The following is a 15,950-nucleotide window of genomic DNA, read 5'->3' as shown; positions in this document are numbered from 1 at the left end:
TTCTTAGTTCTGTGTGAGCCTTATAAGAGAAGAGAACGATCATTGAATAAAAAGATATTAGTCATAGTTACCAGTGCTTTTTTTATACTATGCTTTGGATTAATGATTTATAAAAAGCAGACGATATTACCTCCTAAAGCTCATATCCCTACCAATGCCAAACATTTTCCAACTCTTGGCAATCCCTATGCACCGATTAATATTACAGTGTTTGAAGAACCTTCATGTTCCGCATGTGCGGAGTTCAGTACTGAGGTTTTCCCTATTTTAAAGAAAAACTACATTGATACCGGTGAGGTGTCATTTACGTTAATTCCTGTATGTTTCATTCGCGGATCCATGCCGGCTGCTCAAGCGTTACTTTGTGTCTATCATCATGACCCGCGTCAGCCTGACACAGAGGCTTATATTGAGTATTTCCATAGGTTACTTATTTATCCTAAGGAAGAGGGGAAACGTTGGGCAACTCCTGAAGTATTAACTAAGCTTGCTGAGAATTTGAAAACGCATTCAGGTCGTAGTATCAATCCTAAGGGATTAATGCAGTGTGTGGATTCTCAGCAATATGAAGAGCAAATTAAGAAGAACAATATTTATGGCTCTCAGGTTCTTGGGGGACAGTTAGCAACACCAACAGCTGTAGTTGGAGACTATCTGATTGAGGATCCTACATTTGATGAGCTAGAACGTGTCATTCGACAAATCCGCCATTTACAAGCTACAGAGGAAAACGATGATTAGATTCATTCGTAATTATGCTTTATATTTCGCTTGGTTGATTTGTTGTGCAGGGACAGTAATAAGTATTTATTACAGCTATCTGTTAAACATAGAACCTTGTGTTCTATGTTATTATCAAAGGATTTGCTTATTTCCTTTATCGATTATTTTAGGAATTGCTACATATCGTGAAGATAGTTTGGTAAGGATTTATGCTTTACCTTTATCTATTATAGGTATGATAACCGCTGTTTATCAGATTTGTCTTCAGGAAATTTCCGGAATGACCATAGACATTTGCGGCAGAGTTTCTTGTTCAACAAAATTATTTATCTTTGGATTTATTACGATTCCCATGGCATCAGCATTGGCATTTTGTGCTATTTCTTGTTTATTGATTTTATCGGGAAGTAAAAAAAGATAGATTTGAGTTTCCTGTGGAAGCGAAGAAATATCTCTTCTCTTATATTTTGTAGTTTATAAGAGATAATACAGGAGAAGAGGTTCAGTTTCCTTATAACATGCTTAAGGATGCTATATAAAAGACTAGTGTAATTTTTCTTTAAGAGTTTTTCTCTTCTACAGGAGACAATTCTTTTAAAGAAGCGGTCATCGCATGGACTTGGTTTTGTATAGGACCCGTACCTACAATATTTTGAAATTGAGCAATACCCATCATTATACTCTCCTCATCCTCCTCATCAAGATTTATGATATTGGATAATAACTGGGTTGTTGTATTTATCATCTGCTCCATTGCTTGAGGATCTACTGTTAGAGATACTGTAACTCTTTCTCCTTTAGAAGGATCTCCATGGACAGTAGTAGAGAATAGATTAGCAAACTGTTGTGGATTGATGTTAGCTAAGCTTGCTTCATTTAAATCTAGATTAGATCTAAAATCTTCGATTCCTGTTGAATCTTCAGAAGATGTAGAGCTAGTTTCTAGATTTTCATAGCGATTACAGCAGCAATATGAACCGACTTTTTCGCATAACATTTTAATTGCTATACGCATAATTTTTGCGATTAAAAGGATAATGCCCAAGCCTAGGGTTTCGACAACACCCGTTAGGGTATGTAAGAGTAGTTGTATTTTACTTGTAGTATGATCTTTTGTAGACCAAACGCTATACAGCCTACCTAGACCCATGATTGTTCCTAAAATAGGAGCGGCTTTTTTAATTTCCAGTATATTTGCTTTGGAGAAAACACCGTTCTTTGTAGAAATATTCCATTCTCTGTGAATAGGTTGAACACCAAATTGATTGCGAACAAAACTTGAGCGAATTAGAGAACCATGATTCTTTGTTCGAAGTGAGAAATTCCAATTATTTGGATATCTATCAATAAACATAACTATATTTTTCACCTTTAAATATTAAGTGCGGAATAGTTTATGTATTGTTTGAAATAGTTTCAATTATAAATATAAAATGACTTTACAAGTTATTAAAAGGCAATAATTTAGCATTTTTCATTTTGGAAATCTTTGTCATTCAATAGTTTATTCTGGCTAAGATAGAGTTGGGAAAGTTGAATAGAATCATAGCCCGAAAGAAAGTGTATCGATTAAGAGTTCTTTCATATTTTCTTCTGCTTCGGAGCCTCTTCTTATTCGAACACATGGAGGTACAATGGCTAAAATAACGTTTGCAAGGATGAAATAAAAAATTTTCATGATCAAGGTAATGACGCCTAATCCGCAGGTTTCAATCAGCCCGACTATTGTATGAATGATTTTATCTTTCAGACTATCATCCAAGGTATTTGTAGACCATACGCTATAGATCCTACTTATACCCATAACTGTCCCTATAATAGGAAGAGCGCGTAAAATTTGTATAAAAATTCCATCAGAATCTAAATCTTCAATATCATTGGAAATTAACCAATCAAATTTCCAATCTTTGAGTCCGAATTGATCGCGAATAAAGCCAAGTTTAAAAAGTGTAGGGAAGTTTTGTGTAGTATTATAAAATTCCTCACTACTATTATAGGTATTTATGAACATGAATACTATCCTGGTTAGTTCAATTTATCTTGTATAATAAAATATTCAACTATTTTATTAAAAATTAGCGCGAAGCATTTTATTTTTATTTGTGAATAATTTCAATAATAAAACAAATAAAATATATAAGTTGCTTACTGTCTGATCGTTAAAATCGTTAAAAAAATGTATTATTAAAATAATAATTTTAATCAAATCTTCTTTTTAGAAGGATTGAGTCGTTTATTTAGCATTTAGAAAATCAAGATTATCTTTATTTATATAAGAGAAAATCTTTCTGAAGACGGGGAGGTTGAGAAAAGTATAGAAATTCCTGTATACAACAGGCATTCAAGAAATTCAAAGATATAGAAAATTATTGTTTTAACGATCTTTAAAATTAAAGCTACTATACCTAATCCCAAGGCTTCTAATACTCCCGAGAGCGTATGGAATAGGATATCTTCATATCGATCCGAAGGATCTCGTGTGGACCATAGGCTATAAAGTTTTCCGAAGCCAAGAATGTTGCCTATTATAGGAATACAGCGAATAAGGAGTTCTTTGATTTCATCAGTATTAGCTATATTGATTTCCCAATCCATAGTGTAAGGTAACATATGGGTTTCTGATCTAATAAAGCCTTCTTTAAATAACCAGCAGGCATTCTGGTGATCAAAAAAAAACTCCGTATTATTTCTATACCTATAGATAAAACAATCCATATCTATGCTTGGAGTATAATAATTATTAAGTATAAGTTTTTTTATTTTATAAAAATGGTTCTTATATAATTGTGAAGGGAGTCTCTTACATAGAACTCAGAAAAATTATGCTTATTTTTAATAAAAAGCAATTTTCTATTTCGTATTCTCATTAATTATAATTTTAAGTGGTTTAAGTTAAATCACATTAGAATTGATTAATGAGATTAATTCTAAAGATAAGTTGGATTAAATCTCGTTATTTAAGATTTGTTTTCGGATATTTTTCATAACCTCTTGCATATAATGCAAATTATGGATAGAGGACCATATTCCTGCATTAGGTTCGTGTACTTTGAAAAGATGTCGTAAATAAGCTCTGGATATATTTGACTTGCATGTTATGCATGTGCATTCAGGATCTATAGGAGAAAGATCATTAGCATAAGTTTGATTGGCAATTTTGATAGGACCTTGAGATGATAGGATCAAGCCGTGGCGTGCCGCCTTAGTTGGATAGGAGCTGTCAAAAGAATCTATACCGAAGCTAACTGTAGCGTGTATCGAGGGAAGATCTCCTATTCCTAAAAGATGTACAGGACGATCTTTGGATAAGTATGAAGTAGTAACATCAACAACAGGTACCATTTCCTTTAGATTTCTTCCTAAGCTGCCTCCAATAGCAAATCCATCAAAAGAATGATCTTCAACAAACCGACAACCTATTTTTCTTTGCTCTGGATCTATACCCCCATGAATTACCCCGTACATAGATTGATATCTAGGGTCTTTTTCATGATAATCTAAAGAACGTTTTTCCCAGACATATGTTCGAGAACACGATGATCGGAAATACTTTTCATCAGAATGAAAGGGTAGGAGCTCATCAAGGGGAATAATGATATCAGCTCCTAAGTCTTTCTGAGCTTGTACAGAAACTTCCGGGGATAGAAAGAGTTTGTGGCCATCTCTATAGGATTTGAACCACACGCCTTCGTCATTAATCTCTAAGATGGATGAAGAACCTTTCTTTTTCCCACAACTTTTAATTTCTTCTGCTACTGAGCCGTAGGCAAGGCTAAAGATCTGGAAGCCCCCAGAATCTGTAATTATTGGAGCATTTCTATTGATAAATTTATGTAGCCCTCCCATAGCGGCAATAGCTTCTGTTCCAGGATGTACCAAGAGGTGGTAGGTGTTGCAAAACATGAGTGGGATATTGCTGTGATCGACAACGCCTTTCAAAGCACCATTAGTCGCAACAGGAACAAAAGCAGGGGTATCTATGACTCCATGTGCAGTTTCTATTTTGCCTACACGAGCTCGTGATTTTTTAGATTGGTGAAGGACGTGAAATTTTAATGCCACGATTAGGAACCTGAATTATCCCCAGGGAACACTGTTGTTTTATATCTTGCTTGAAAAGAGGAAAGCAAGCGTATCGAGCCTATATTTTACTGTAAATAGAATTTATGGGGAGATTTAAGCTTCTTTTCTTTTTCTAAAATATTTACCAAGAACCACAACAGGAACTGACATAGCAATTACACATACCTTTGTGATGAGAGAAAATAGGATGACATGAGTGAGGTTAGATACGATGCCATAGAGACCCAGGAAAGAAAATAATAGGGTATCTAAAATTTGTGACGAGATTAAGGATATGGCTGAGCGGGTTCCAAAAGCCTTATCTTGAAATAGGCTTTTTAGATACGAGAAGAGCTTGAGATCGACAATCTGAACGAGAATTACAGTGATAAGAGAGGCTAAAGTTAGTCTTAATGTTGGTGAGAATAGCGCTATAAAATGATTTTGGGTTGTATCATTTAATGAAGGAATAAGAGCAAGATGCAATTGCGTTAGAGTGAGGAATGCTATTGTGATAACCCAGGAACCGATCATGGCTTCATTTACCTTATTTTGTCCATAGAGCTCTCTAGAGAAATTTAAGCAGGAAAGTATGCCGATCATATAGACATCAGCGGATGTCACCTCTAAACCGCAAAGGAAAATCTGCTTCAATACAAATACATTCATGATTACTGATAGAGTAGCTAACCATCCTGTTAGCCATCCTGTACTTTTAGAAGCGAAAAATATTCCTGAAAGTACGATTAGCACGGTTTGTGCTATAAAAATCATTTCGTTATGCAAAATAGATTCTCCTTAGTTTGAGACTCCTTAGGAGTTGGCATTCCTAGATAAATTGATTATGGAAGAATTTAGATTAGTAAATGATCTAAAAGTATATAGAGAAGATAAGTTAATTTGTATCTATTTTGCTTAAGAGCTACTTTGATACAAGAAATGAAGCGAAGAAATATTAATTTATTAAAAATATTAAGGAGATCTAACTTTAAAAAACAAAAGATCTCCTTGGAAAAGGCGAGGTTATTTTCACAAATCGAGTTGCCTTCTTTAGATTAAGTTCAACTTAGATCCTAATAAAGAAAATAAGCATTAATGAGGCTAAGGATAAGAATTTTAGCAATAAGCATGAAAATTCCTAGGCCTAGGATTTCTAGAATACTTGCGATCGTGTGGAAAACAGTATTTTTTTTAGAATCCTCACTTCTATCTTTAACAGAATAAATACTGTAAAGACGCGCTAAGCCGCGAATAGATCCCAAGACAGGAAGAGAGCTTAATGCGCTAGATATTAAGCTTTTCTTACCATCTAAGAACAAATCAAGCAGAGGAGAAGAAGATCTGATACCTCTATTATAACGCGCGTAGGCACTTTTAATCCATTCTGGATGGTTCTCGGTTCCTAGTACAAAATCGGAACTTGTTTCATACCGTGTAAGCATACCTGATCCATGAAAAAATTTTATAAATCAAAAGCACTTTATCGCGTAAGTAATTAAAACAAAACTAGAAATGACAGATAAACAAAGCGTTTACTCATGGTTTACGAGAGGAAAATACATAAAGAGAGTTAACATTTGTTGGATAGATAAGATTTTGTTAAGAACTTAACTTACGTTTCAGACTTTGACAACACAGACCTATAGTTCCGACGGCGATGAGGAAGAAAATTCCAATAATAGTTAGGACAATACTCAATACTAGTAAGAGAGCGCCAAATCCAAGGAACTCCAGGATACCGATTACTGTATGAGTGATTACATCTTTTTTAGAATCCTTACTTCTATCTTTAACAGAATAAATACTGTAAAGACGCGCTAAGCCGCGAATAGATCCCGAGATAGGAAGTGCTCCCAACAACAAAGATTTTAGATCTTCCTTCAGAGGAGATCTGATACCTCTATCATAACGCGCGTAGGCACTTTTAATGAAACTTGGGTGATTGGAAGTTCTTTCTAGAAAAGTATTAGGGTTTTCATAACTATTAATGAACATGGTTTTTCTCCACATAAATTTTTCAATTAGGATAGAATTATAACACAAATCATTGAAATAAAACAATAAAGGTGTTTTTGGACATGAATTCTGGGAGAGGTGTTTAATAAATGCGGTAATTATAGAAATACTATAGGAACAAGCAGCGCTGCTAAGGCAATTCTAAATATCAAAAGAACTATTCCTAAACCGAGCATTTCTAAAATACCCGTAATTGTATGAATTATCGTGTTGTTTATTTGCTCTATAGTGCCTTTAACAGACCAAACATGAAAAAAGACGCGCTAGACCACGAATGGTTCCTAAAACGGTCATAGAAGATAGGAACTATGTCTGGGCCTAAAGTTTCAAAAATACCTACTAGGGTGTGTACTGTTAAAGTTGAAGTTATATCCTTACTTCTATCTTTAACAGAATAAATACTGTAAAGACGCGCTAAGGTCCGAATAGATCCTAAAATAGGGAGTAAACTTAATAAAGAAGACTTTAGGGCAGAACAAGAAAATAATGTCATATCCTCTAACCCATACGTAAGGATTTTTTACCAAGCAGGAATGTTTCCATGTTTGGTTAAAAAAATCTAAATTAGTTTCGTAAGGTTGTTTAGGTTTTTGATGAGCAAGATGTGGATAAGAAGTGCTTTTTTAACGATGGGTATTTGTTCGTAATTAGCTTTAAATGAAAAAACCCCGCACGGATATTTGCGGGGTTTCACAATTAAGTATTCTAATAAGTATTCTAAAGATTACTTTAGATATTTACTTGCTGGGATTAAAGAGTTGATAGGCTCCCCATTAGCAAGTACTGTTGTATTGATATAATCAGCTGGGAAATTCTCTCCGTAAAAATAGGTAACATCGTCAGAGCTGATGCTATTCCAGATTTCTAAGAAACGTTCTTGATTAGGAAGTACGTCTTGACGAGTTTGTAAAGCAGGATTTGTTACTGAGAACATAAATCCAAGAGTATAAGTAGTATCTGGACCAAATGATCTAGTTACAATTACAGGTACTAAACTATGTTGTGGATAATGCTTACATAAATTAACAAATGTTTCTTTTTCAATGCCGTGTAAAATAGCAGAAAAATAAGAAGCTTGCTTAGAATTTCCTAAATCTAGAGCGTTAATGTCTGCGTAATTTTTTGCAGAATTATCTTTTTTATCGGTACGTGCATCGTAATTGAAAATACGCTTGCTGTTAGAAACGTTTACAGGAATATTCCAAAGACTTTTTCCTTTAGTTTGAAATCTTACAGGATTCATAAGATCGTCATAAATTACTATAGGAACGTAATTCAACCGCTCAGATAATCCCCAAGCTTTTTTTATTGTATCCCAGACATGATCAGTATCTTTCGTTTCTGTGAAAATTGGAGCTAAACTTTTAGCTTCTTCAATTAGATGTTTGTCGGTAGTAAATATATCCTCAGCAGTACATCCAGTAATTAAAACAGAAAGGGAAGCTAGGCATAAAGCACCCAATAATCTGATTTTCGATAGAAAGAAGTTTTGTGTTCTCATATCCTTGCCTCATGCGCAATTTTTGGTTTAAAAGCAAGAGAATCTAGCAACTTACAACTTTGTTTGCGATAAAAATATTGAATAAAAACAAAAAAATAGTGTTCGAATGGCGGTGAAAGGGTGATTTTTGATAACAATAATTTTAAAACAATTAGTCTAAATGATTGATTTTTTGATTCTTTGTTTTTTGCAATATTTTAACTGAAGTCTGATCTAAATTTTTATTTAATGAATTATCATCTAGTCCACCCCTACAGAGTCTATAATTATTTCTGGAGATGTAGGTATTTCTATTGTTTCAGAAGTTTCTACAGGATCTTCCGATGGAGCAAATGCAAGGTTAATTTCGTAAGTTTGAATCTGACTTTTAAGCTCTTTTATTTCTGACTCTGTTTCCTTTAAACGTTTTCTTAAAATTCCAGAGAGTCCTTCTTCTATATTATTCACAAAGAAAAGTACTCCAACACTAATAAATACAATACCCATCAGAATCAAAGATGCTGACAAGGCAATTGTTGTTGCATTTAACATACTGAGTCCATTCAGAAAAAACATTGCTACAAAGATTGAAACTACAGTAGAAAAACCTAAAACAATCAACATTGTATCTAGAAATAGTCTTAGAGACGACCTTCGTGAAGAAAAATTCATTGCAATCTCAGTTTGACTTGTAATTGAGTGAAGAGAAGAAATATTTGGGTGTTGTGTAGGTATTGGATTTGACATGCCGAATCCCTAATTGGTTTATTAATTTTTGGTTAAGTAGGATATATAAATTTTTTTTTAACCGCAATGGGTCATCTGAATTCTTAGATGGGATAGATAGCTCATAACAATCTTTGAACAGAGAAAAGACATTTAGTCTCATGAGGATACTTGTTTTTCTTGTTTTCGCTTCTTATAGATTTTTTTAATTAACTTACCGGTTAGTTGGATTTGTTTCTGTATTCGTTAATGATAGAATCTTGCTGAAACTTATATCTTGAAGGTTGTCTGGAATGCACATAGGTGTTTTTATAATGTTTTGTAATCTTATTAAAACTTATGTGAATATATTCAAAATTTTAATAAATTTCTAACTTTCATAGAAGTTAATTAGGAAGTGCTCATACGATATCAGTTGGTTTTTTCTCATGATATAGGAGGGATTTTTAATGTATAAATCAATAACATGCCTATTCGGATGTTTATTATTAGTTCTTAGTGGTTGTTCTGAACCCGTTTCTTTAAAGAATCATAGTGTTGATCAGGTATTTTGTATTAACTTACCTATCTCTGATTTTTCTTCATATCCTGCCGCTTATACGCCAGCTCAATGCTTGGCAAAGGAAAATAAGGACCCTAAAGTTATTGAGAGGGCGAATAAAGAATCTCGTAGGATCTGGAGGGAAATACATGCAAAAATGCATCTAACCTCTCCTTATATTCCTATGTTTGTTTATGGGAGTTTCATGAATCCAATTTCAGCAAGAAATACTCTTGAGGAATACCATCCTCACGCTGTTTGGTTACATGATTATGTGAGAATATTTAATTTGGATATTGATCTCTTAGGGGGTTGTGCTAGATTAACCGAAGCAGATGGTCCTAAAAATCGCGGTTTTTTAAATTTAAAACGTGCATCAGGAAAATCTTGCAACGGTATTATTTTGGCTATTGGAGAAGATGATTTTGTAGCTTGTCGTCGTCGTGAAGGAGTTTATGAATTTGTGCCTGTTATAGTATCTGATTATACGTCTTTAGGGAAGTGCAACCATAGTATAGCTTTTGCTTGGATTGCTGGATCGCAAGTATGTTCCAGTGATATTTTGCCTGTAAAAGGTTATTATTCTATGATTTGGGCTGCAGTAGATTCTGATAATGTAAAAGAGGATTTCGGAGATAATTTTGCTCAAGATTATCTGGATACGACATTTTTATCTAATGAACAGCTAATAAAGACTATTCATGAAGAATACAAAGACTCTCCATTGCGTTATTAAATTTCTCTTATAATAAGGATGAAGCAAGTAGCTTTTGCTCTGGGAGCTATTTATAGGCTCCCATTTTTTCTATTTTGAGTTCTAAATCAAACCATCTTTAACTTTAGCATATTCTGCCGTCGGTAGCCATCTATAACTTGATGCCTTCGTTGAAAATTTTTTCTAAAAATTTTCAATAATCCATTGAAATTATTGTATAGTGGTATTACGATCCTTCTAATTTAATCGGAGTCTTTTTAGTTTTATTCGAATGCGATTTTCTTTTTATTTGTTTCTGATGAGAAGAATGAGTTCCTCAATCAGCGTTTGGTCCTAATCATTTTCCTCATTGAGAAGTATATGCGCGAAGCCTTGACTTTTGACGACGTTTTATTAGTTCCTCAGTACTCTGACGTTCTTCCTCAAGATACTTGTTTAGCTTCTTCTATTTCAGGATCTTTACCTTTAACTATCCCTATCTTGTCTGCAGCAATGGATTCAGTGACAGAGTTGTCTATGGCTAGAGCGATGACTGTAGCTGGAGGACTTGGAATTGTTCATAAAAATATGGATACGAGTGCACAGGTTTCTATTGTAAAACAAATAAAATCACAAAGTTCTTCTTTAGTAGTTGGCGGTGCCGTAGGTATTGGTCAAGAAGGTTTAGAAAGAGCTGATGCTTTAGTTGAAGTAGGTATAGATGCTTTAGTGGTAGACACTGCTCATGGACATTCTAAATTGGTACTTGATACAGCCTTAACCATTAAAAAGAATTATCCTTCAGTAACTCTCATTGTGGGGAATATTGTTTCAAGAGCAGCAGCTCTTTGTTTGGCTGAAATTGGTGTAGATGCTGTTAAAGTAGGGATTGGTCCCGGATCTATATGTACAACGCGGATCATTTCAGGTGTGGGATTGCCTCAATTGACAGCGGTTATCGACGTTTCTGAAGCATTGCGTGATTCTTCTGTACGAGTCATTGCCGATGGAGGCATGCGCTATTCTGGAGACATTGTTAAAGCTCTAGCCGCTGGAGCCCATTGTGTTATGCTTGGTAGTATGCTAGCAGGAACTGATGAAACACCAGGAGAAGTTGTTCGGATTAATGAACAAGCTTATAAGACATATCGAGGCATGGGTTCTCTCGGAGCAATGAAAAGAGGGAGTGCTGAGCGCTATTTCCAAAAGAATAATGCGAAAAAATTTGTTCCTGAGGGTGTTGAAGGACTTGTGCCTTACAAAGGCTCTCTTGATGATGTGCTTTATCAAATTCTAGGGGGAATTCGATCAGGCATGGGCTATCTGGGAGCTCATAATTTAGAAGAATTACGCCAGAACGCTGTATTTGCCCGAATTACCCATTCTGGACGAGCTGAAAGTCATATTCATAATTTACAACACATTCAACATGCTCCAAATTATCTAATCTCTAAATAGTAAAAGGTAATCTATCTTGAGTAAGATTCTCATTCTTGATTTTGGTTCTCAATACACCAACATTCTAGCGAAAAAGATACGTTTATTGTCTGTATTTTGTGAGGTGCTTCCTTGGAATACACCTTTACAGAATATTCTTCAATCAGCTCCCTCGGGCTTAATTTTTTCTGGAGGTCCTCATTCAGTTTATCATGAGAATAGTCCGAAAGTGGATCGAGAAATCTATAACATTAATATTCCTATACTTGGAGTCTGTTATGGTATGCAGCTTATTGCTAGAGATTTTGGAAGCGAAGTAAGAGAAGGCGGAAATGAATTTGGTTACACGCCTATAGTTTTTTATCCAAGTGAACTTTTTAAAGGTCTTGTTGACAAGGATAGTTTTCATACTGAAATTCGCATGAGTCATTGTGATTCTGTCGCTGTTCCTCCTGATGATTTTTTTGTTACAGCTAGTTCTAAACATTGTCCTATTGCTGCTATAGAATGTCCTGAGAAAAAACTCTTTGGTCTTCAATTCCATCCTGAAGTTTCAGATTCTCAAGCAATAGGTGATACAATCTTATCAAATTTTGTGAAACATGTTTGTCAAGCTTCAGAAACTTGGAAAATTGAAACAATAGAGAAACAATTGATCAATAACATTAAAGATAGGGTAGGAGAAACAGAACGAGTATTACTCGGCCTATCTGGGGGTGTGGATTCTTCTGTTTTAGCAGTTTTGCTCCATAATGCCTTAGGTGATCGATTGTCTTGTGTCTTTGTTAACACAGGATTATTAAGAAAAAATGAGGTTGAGGAGGTAAAACAGCAATTCTCTTCTCTGGGATTAAAGATAATTGTAGAAGATGCTTCCGAAAAATTTTTCCGAGACCTAGATGGAATAGAAGATCCTGAACAAAAACGTAAAATTATTGGATCCTCCTTTATTGAAGTTTTTGACGAAGTATCCAGAAATCTTGAAGTTCAATGGTTGGCTCAAGGAACTATCTACTCTGATGTAATTGAATCTGCCAAATCTTGTGATGCAACACAAGTAATCAAGTCTCACCATAATGTCGGCGGACTTCCAGAAAAATTGAATCTGAAACTTTTAGAACCTCTACGTTTTCTCTTTAAAGATGAAGTTAGAGCTTTAGGTAGGGTTCTGGGTTTACCTGATTCCCTAATATCTCGACACCCCTTTCCTGGGCCTGGTTTAGGAGTTAGGGTTCTTGGGAAAGTTTGCCAAGAATACGTAGAAATAGTAAAAAATGCTGATGATATTTTTATTAAAGAACTAAAGAAAGCTAATTTATACCATAAAGTTAGCCAAGCATTTGCTGTTTTCTTACCAATTAAGTCTGTTGCTGTAAAAGGAGATTGTCGTCATTACGGTTATACAATAGCTTTACGAGCAGTAGAATCTACTGATTTTATGACAGCGTGCTGGCCATCTTTATCTAGAGAATTCCTTAACCGTTGTTCATCACGCATCATTAACGAAATCCCTGAAGTTAGTAGAGTGGTTTACGACATCTCTGATAAACCTCCAGCAACTATTGAGTGGGAATAAGATCTGACACTAAGAAAGTAAAAATCGGATATGATCGATAAGAGGCTTTTTTTTTTATTCAACAGCTATCACGGATATCCTCTGAATTGTATCAGAGTATGTCCTGTACAAGTCAGTTTATTAAAGATCTTCCTAAAGCAGATATCCATGTGCATCTTCCAGGGACAATTTCACCAGAAACAGCTTGGGAGTTGGGAGTTAGAAATGGTCTTATAAAGTGGGAAAATAGCCTGTGGATATCTACTTCCTTATCTAACGGAAACCCTCATAATAGTTATTCTGAAATATTCCAAAATTTTGAGAGCATTCGCTACGAACGGAATCCTGATGTTTCTTTATTAAAATATAATGTCATTTCTCGTGATTTTTCTAGCTTTGATAGGGTTATGGCTACTGTACAGGGACATAGATATCCTCCGGGAGGAATTCAAAATGAAAATGATCTTTGGTTTGTTCTACAGAATTATTTGCAACAATGCCGACAAGATAACATCATTTATGCTGAAGTCCAGCAAAATATCCGTATAGCTTACGCAATTTATCCATTGCTTGAACCTCAAGAAGCTCGTTCACGCTTATATGCTTTGTTTTTTAGAGCCTCTCAACTTTTTGAGAGTCAAGGAGTCATCCTTCGTTTTCTTAATTGTTTTAATAAAACGGGTTCCTCTAATCTCCAGCAAACTACACAAGAACGATCAGAGGAGGCTGCAAATTGGCTTAGTGAAGCTGAGTCTTTATTTCCCAATCTTTTTGTTGGCCTGCAATCTGCGGGAGCTGAAATTTGCCCTCAGGCAGCGCCTAATAAATTAACCACGGGCTATCGCCAAGCGTATGATAAGGGATTTGGTTGTGAAGCTCATGCAGGAGAGGGGACGGGATTTTTATATTTGAGCCAAACGTTGCAGGCATTACCTTTACAAAGGATAGCACATGGATTCCAAGCAATCGAACATTTGCCAACTATCCGTGAAATCCAGTTAAAAAACATCACGCTTGTTATGGCCCCAGCTATTAACCTTATACTCGGAGCTTCATTACATCAATATTCTGAATTAAAAAAAATAGGTAAAACAGCCGTTAATAGCCTTGATGAGCATCCTTTCTTTGCTTTATTCAGAGAGCATAAGCTTAGAGTAGCATTGAGTTCTGATAATCCTCAAATGGGAGGACTTTCTTTGCAAAACACGATGTTGCTTTTATCCGGACTTCCTATTGATGAAGATTCTGAATTGACTCTTGTCGAATCTTTACCTTTAAATCTTAAAGAAATTATACAACTCAACGTAGAGGCTATAGTTTCTTCATTTGCGGATAGCGATACAAAAATAATTCTTTTAAACAAGATATTCAATTACTTATCAAAGATCGAAAAGGACTGTTGTACGCTTTTAGATACAAGCTTTCTTATGAAAAGAACACGACAATCTTTCTGAAGATCAAATCTATAATATTACTAAAGTTCGATTCGATCTCTAAAAATATATGGAGAGGGTTTTTATTTGATTGTTCAGGAGGGCTGATGCAAAGTAGTTTCTCTTATTTTATGCATTTGCAATGATGCAAATCAGATTTTCGTGATAATTTTTCTTGGGTTTATTAGTATCTTTTTTAGCTGATGAGAGCCGGATCACGGCACTTCACGATGAATGTAAAGATAGTTCGTAGTTCGAATGGATCTTTTAACGTTGTATTAAACAACTATCGTTTCTTCTAGGGGATTTCTATAGTCTCCGAATCGTTTTATTTGAATTCCAATTTTAATTCTTCTAGTGAATTCATGATTTCGCATTTCTTCTCATCTATGATTTTTTCAAATAATTTCCTTATAGATCTTCCAAGGTTGGGTAGAGGGACAGGTGACTTAGAATCTTTAGTAGAGAGAGTGGATAGAATCCTCCAGTTTAGAGATAGATCCCGAGTTCTATACGTTGAGGGGATAAATCCACAGGGACAGCTTGTTTACATGGATATTCAAATACCACTACTCTTTCAGGAGAGGTTGAAAACGTTATTTCTTTATTTGTTTGTTATTCCTGCGATTATAGTCTTTATTATCAAGATAATCATTAAGGTAGCCTTATATTACAAATACAGGGGATGTGAGAGATGGTCTGAACAGACTACTTTTATCAGTCCTCCTGAACAATTAAATGAAAGCCTACCTTATATATTTACGAAAGATCAACTTAAAGCTATGAATTTTCATCTACCACCTCTTGATCGAGAGAATTTAGATATAATCCTAAATGAACATCAACGTCTAAGAAACATAGGAAGAAAATCAATTCTGAATAGAATGGGTATAGGTATTAAATCTAAAATAGATAGTGACGATCTTTTAGGGGATAATGACGATATTTTTTTCACACATCCAGATTTTCCGCGATTAAAATTTGAGTCTATGGGTTCCTACAGAATTAATAACCAACCTGGTTATTCTCCTCAAGAATGGGCAGATCTTCATGTATTAGACTACTTATCTGAACAAAGGGAAGAGCTGTCCAAATTGCGGGGATTTACTAATCCACGTACCATTGGTATTCGAAGAATACGCACAGATCCTGCGGGAAACCATGTACTGATTATTAGAGAACGTTAAGGCTTTTTTGCAAATAGTAATTATGATCTTCTATTTTTGATATAAACCTGTAGTGAATGCCCTATATTCAGATATCCATAAGAAAAGTTGGGGCTA

Annotated in this window: 16 protein-coding genes and 1 pseudogene; 7 read left to right on the top strand and 10 right to left on the bottom strand. The window is 34.9% G+C overall.

The window, feature by feature from the left end:
* The first annotated feature begins 102 nt into the window (after nucleotides 1-102).
* Entirely contained in the window at nucleotides 103-741 is a 639-nt protein-coding gene (locus C10C_RS02945; RefSeq protein WP_174222245.1) for a thioredoxin domain-containing protein, read from the top strand.
* A complete protein-coding gene (locus C10C_RS02940) occupies nucleotides 734-1,144 on the top strand; it encodes a disulfide formation protein (RefSeq protein WP_117274361.1) in 411 nt (136 codons plus the stop codon). Before C10C_RS02945 ends, C10C_RS02940 begins: the two co-directional genes overlap by 8 nt.
* Before the next feature lie 138 nt (nucleotides 1,145-1,282).
* On the opposite strand, the gene C10C_RS02935 is transcribed toward C10C_RS02940, so the two are convergent.
* The 10 genes from C10C_RS02935 to C10C_RS02890 form a co-directional block, all read right to left on the bottom strand.
* Nucleotides 1,283-2,077, bottom strand: a complete 795-nt coding sequence (locus tag C10C_RS02935; protein WP_117274360.1) for a hypothetical protein — start codon at nucleotides 2,075-2,077, stop codon at nucleotides 1,283-1,285.
* 189 nt (nucleotides 2,078-2,266) lie between these two features.
* A complete protein-coding gene (locus C10C_RS02930; RefSeq protein ID WP_117274359.1) occupies nucleotides 2,267-2,734 on the bottom strand; it encodes a hypothetical protein in 468 nt (155 codons plus the stop codon).
* Nucleotides 2,735-2,991: 257 nt separating this feature from the next.
* Nucleotides 2,992-3,333 (bottom strand): hypothetical protein, encoded by a 342-nt coding sequence (locus tag C10C_RS02925; RefSeq protein WP_231913632.1) that lies wholly within the window; start codon nucleotides 3,331-3,333, stop codon nucleotides 2,992-2,994.
* 333 nt (nucleotides 3,334-3,666) lie between these two features.
* Nucleotides 3,667-4,785, bottom strand: a complete 1,119-nt coding sequence (gene tgt, locus C10C_RS02920; protein WP_117274357.1) for a tRNA guanosine(34) transglycosylase Tgt — start codon at nucleotides 4,783-4,785, stop codon at nucleotides 3,667-3,669.
* A 114-nt stretch (nucleotides 4,786-4,899) separates the two neighbouring features.
* The gene (locus tag C10C_RS02915) at nucleotides 4,900-5,571 is read right to left on the bottom strand and encodes a queuosine precursor transporter (RefSeq protein WP_117274356.1); all 672 of its coding nucleotides are present in this window, start codon (nucleotides 5,569-5,571) and stop codon (nucleotides 4,900-4,902) included.
* A gap of 287 nt (nucleotides 5,572-5,858) precedes the next feature.
* Nucleotides 5,859-6,227: a hypothetical protein gene (locus C10C_RS02910; RefSeq protein WP_117274355.1), complete on the bottom strand. Its 369-nt coding sequence runs from the start codon at nucleotides 6,225-6,227 to the stop codon at nucleotides 5,859-5,861.
* 157 nt (nucleotides 6,228-6,384) lie between these two features.
* Nucleotides 6,385-6,780 (bottom strand): hypothetical protein, encoded by a 396-nt coding sequence (locus C10C_RS02905; RefSeq protein ID WP_117274354.1) that lies wholly within the window; start codon nucleotides 6,778-6,780, stop codon nucleotides 6,385-6,387.
* A gap of 244 nt (nucleotides 6,781-7,024) precedes the next feature.
* Nucleotides 7,025-7,294, bottom strand: coding sequence for a hypothetical protein (locus C10C_RS02900; protein ID WP_117274353.1), 270 nt, complete (start codon nucleotides 7,292-7,294; stop codon nucleotides 7,025-7,027).
* Nucleotides 7,295-7,525: 231 nt separating this feature from the next.
* Nucleotides 7,526-8,302, bottom strand: a complete 777-nt coding sequence (locus tag C10C_RS02895) for a hypothetical protein (protein WP_117274352.1) — start codon at nucleotides 8,300-8,302, stop codon at nucleotides 7,526-7,528.
* 240 nt (nucleotides 8,303-8,542) lie between these two features.
* On the bottom strand, nucleotides 8,543-9,028 hold the full coding sequence (locus C10C_RS02890; protein WP_117274351.1) for a hypothetical protein: 486 nt from the start codon (nucleotides 9,026-9,028) through the stop codon (nucleotides 8,543-8,545).
* 428 nt (nucleotides 9,029-9,456) lie between these two features.
* On the opposite strand from C10C_RS02890, the gene C10C_RS02885 reads away from it, so the two are divergent.
* The 5 genes and pseudogenes from C10C_RS02885 (at nucleotide 9,457) to C10C_RS02865 (ending at nucleotide 15,854) form a co-directional block, all read left to right on the top strand.
* Nucleotides 9,457-10,284 carry a gamma-glutamylcyclotransferase family protein gene (locus C10C_RS02885; protein ID WP_117274350.1) on the top strand — a complete coding sequence of 276 codons (828 nt, stop codon included), beginning with the start codon at nucleotides 9,457-9,459 and terminating at the stop codon, nucleotides 10,282-10,284.
* A 339-nt stretch (nucleotides 10,285-10,623) separates the two neighbouring features.
* Nucleotides 10,624-11,700: an IMP dehydrogenase gene (gene guaB, locus C10C_RS02880; protein WP_117274349.1), complete on the top strand. Its 1,077-nt coding sequence runs from the start codon at nucleotides 10,624-10,626 to the stop codon at nucleotides 11,698-11,700.
* Between the two features lie 16 nt (nucleotides 11,701-11,716).
* Nucleotides 11,717-13,255, top strand: a complete 1,539-nt coding sequence (gene guaA, locus C10C_RS02875) for a glutamine-hydrolyzing GMP synthase (RefSeq protein WP_117274348.1) — start codon at nucleotides 11,717-11,719, stop codon at nucleotides 13,253-13,255.
* Nucleotides 13,256-13,285: 30 nt separating this feature from the next.
* Nucleotides 13,286-14,688, top strand: a pseudogene (locus tag C10C_RS02870) (amidohydrolase family protein).
* A 530-nt stretch (nucleotides 14,689-15,218) separates the two neighbouring features.
* Nucleotides 15,219-15,854: a hypothetical protein gene (locus tag C10C_RS02865; RefSeq protein ID WP_231913631.1), complete on the top strand. Its 636-nt coding sequence runs from the start codon at nucleotides 15,219-15,221 to the stop codon at nucleotides 15,852-15,854.
* Nucleotides 15,855-15,950: the final 96 nt, after the last annotated feature.

Source organism: Chlamydia poikilotherma, from assembly GCF_900239975.1.
Lineage (GTDB): Bacteria > Chlamydiota > Chlamydiia > Chlamydiales > Chlamydiaceae > Chlamydia > Chlamydia poikilotherma.
This window is presented reverse-complemented; position numbering and strand designations above follow the sequence as displayed.

Excerpts from the sequence above, each read along its gene's own strand:
- C10C_RS02940 (WP_117274361.1), top strand. The coding sequence starts at position 734 with ATGATTAGATTCATTCGTAATTATGCTTTATATTTCGCTTGGTTGATT.
- guaB (WP_117274349.1), top strand. The coding sequence starts at position 10,624 with ATGCGCGAAGCCTTGACTTTTGACGACGTTTTATTAGTTCCTCAGTAC.
- C10C_RS02900 (WP_117274353.1), bottom strand. The coding sequence starts at position 7,294 with ATGACATTATTTTCTTGTTCTGCCCTAAAGTCTTCTTTATTAAGTTTA.
- C10C_RS02865 (WP_231913631.1), top strand. The coding sequence starts at position 15,219 with ATGGATATTCAAATACCACTACTCTTTCAGGAGAGGTTGAAAACGTTA.
- C10C_RS02895 (WP_117274352.1), bottom strand. The coding sequence starts at position 8,302 with ATGAGAACACAAAACTTCTTTCTATCGAAAATCAGATTATTGGGTGCT.
- C10C_RS02945 (WP_174222245.1), top strand. The coding sequence starts at position 103 with ATGATTTATAAAAAGCAGACGATATTACCTCCTAAAGCTCATATCCCT.
- C10C_RS02935 (WP_117274360.1), bottom strand. The coding sequence starts at position 2,077 with ATGTTTATTGATAGATATCCAAATAATTGGAATTTCTCACTTCGAACA.
- C10C_RS02885 (WP_117274350.1), top strand. The coding sequence starts at position 9,457 with ATGTATAAATCAATAACATGCCTATTCGGATGTTTATTATTAGTTCTT.
- C10C_RS02910 (WP_117274355.1), bottom strand. The coding sequence starts at position 6,227 with ATGCTTACACGGTATGAAACAAGTTCCGATTTTGTACTAGGAACCGAG.
- C10C_RS02890 (WP_117274351.1), bottom strand. The coding sequence starts at position 9,028 with ATGTCAAATCCAATACCTACACAACACCCAAATATTTCTTCTCTTCAC.
- C10C_RS02905 (WP_117274354.1), bottom strand. The coding sequence starts at position 6,780 with ATGTTCATTAATAGTTATGAAAACCCTAATACTTTTCTAGAAAGAACT.
- C10C_RS02930 (WP_117274359.1), bottom strand. The coding sequence starts at position 2,734 with ATGTTCATAAATACCTATAATAGTAGTGAGGAATTTTATAATACTACA.
- C10C_RS02925 (WP_231913632.1), bottom strand. The coding sequence starts at position 3,333 with ATGTTACCTTACACTATGGATTGGGAAATCAATATAGCTAATACTGAT.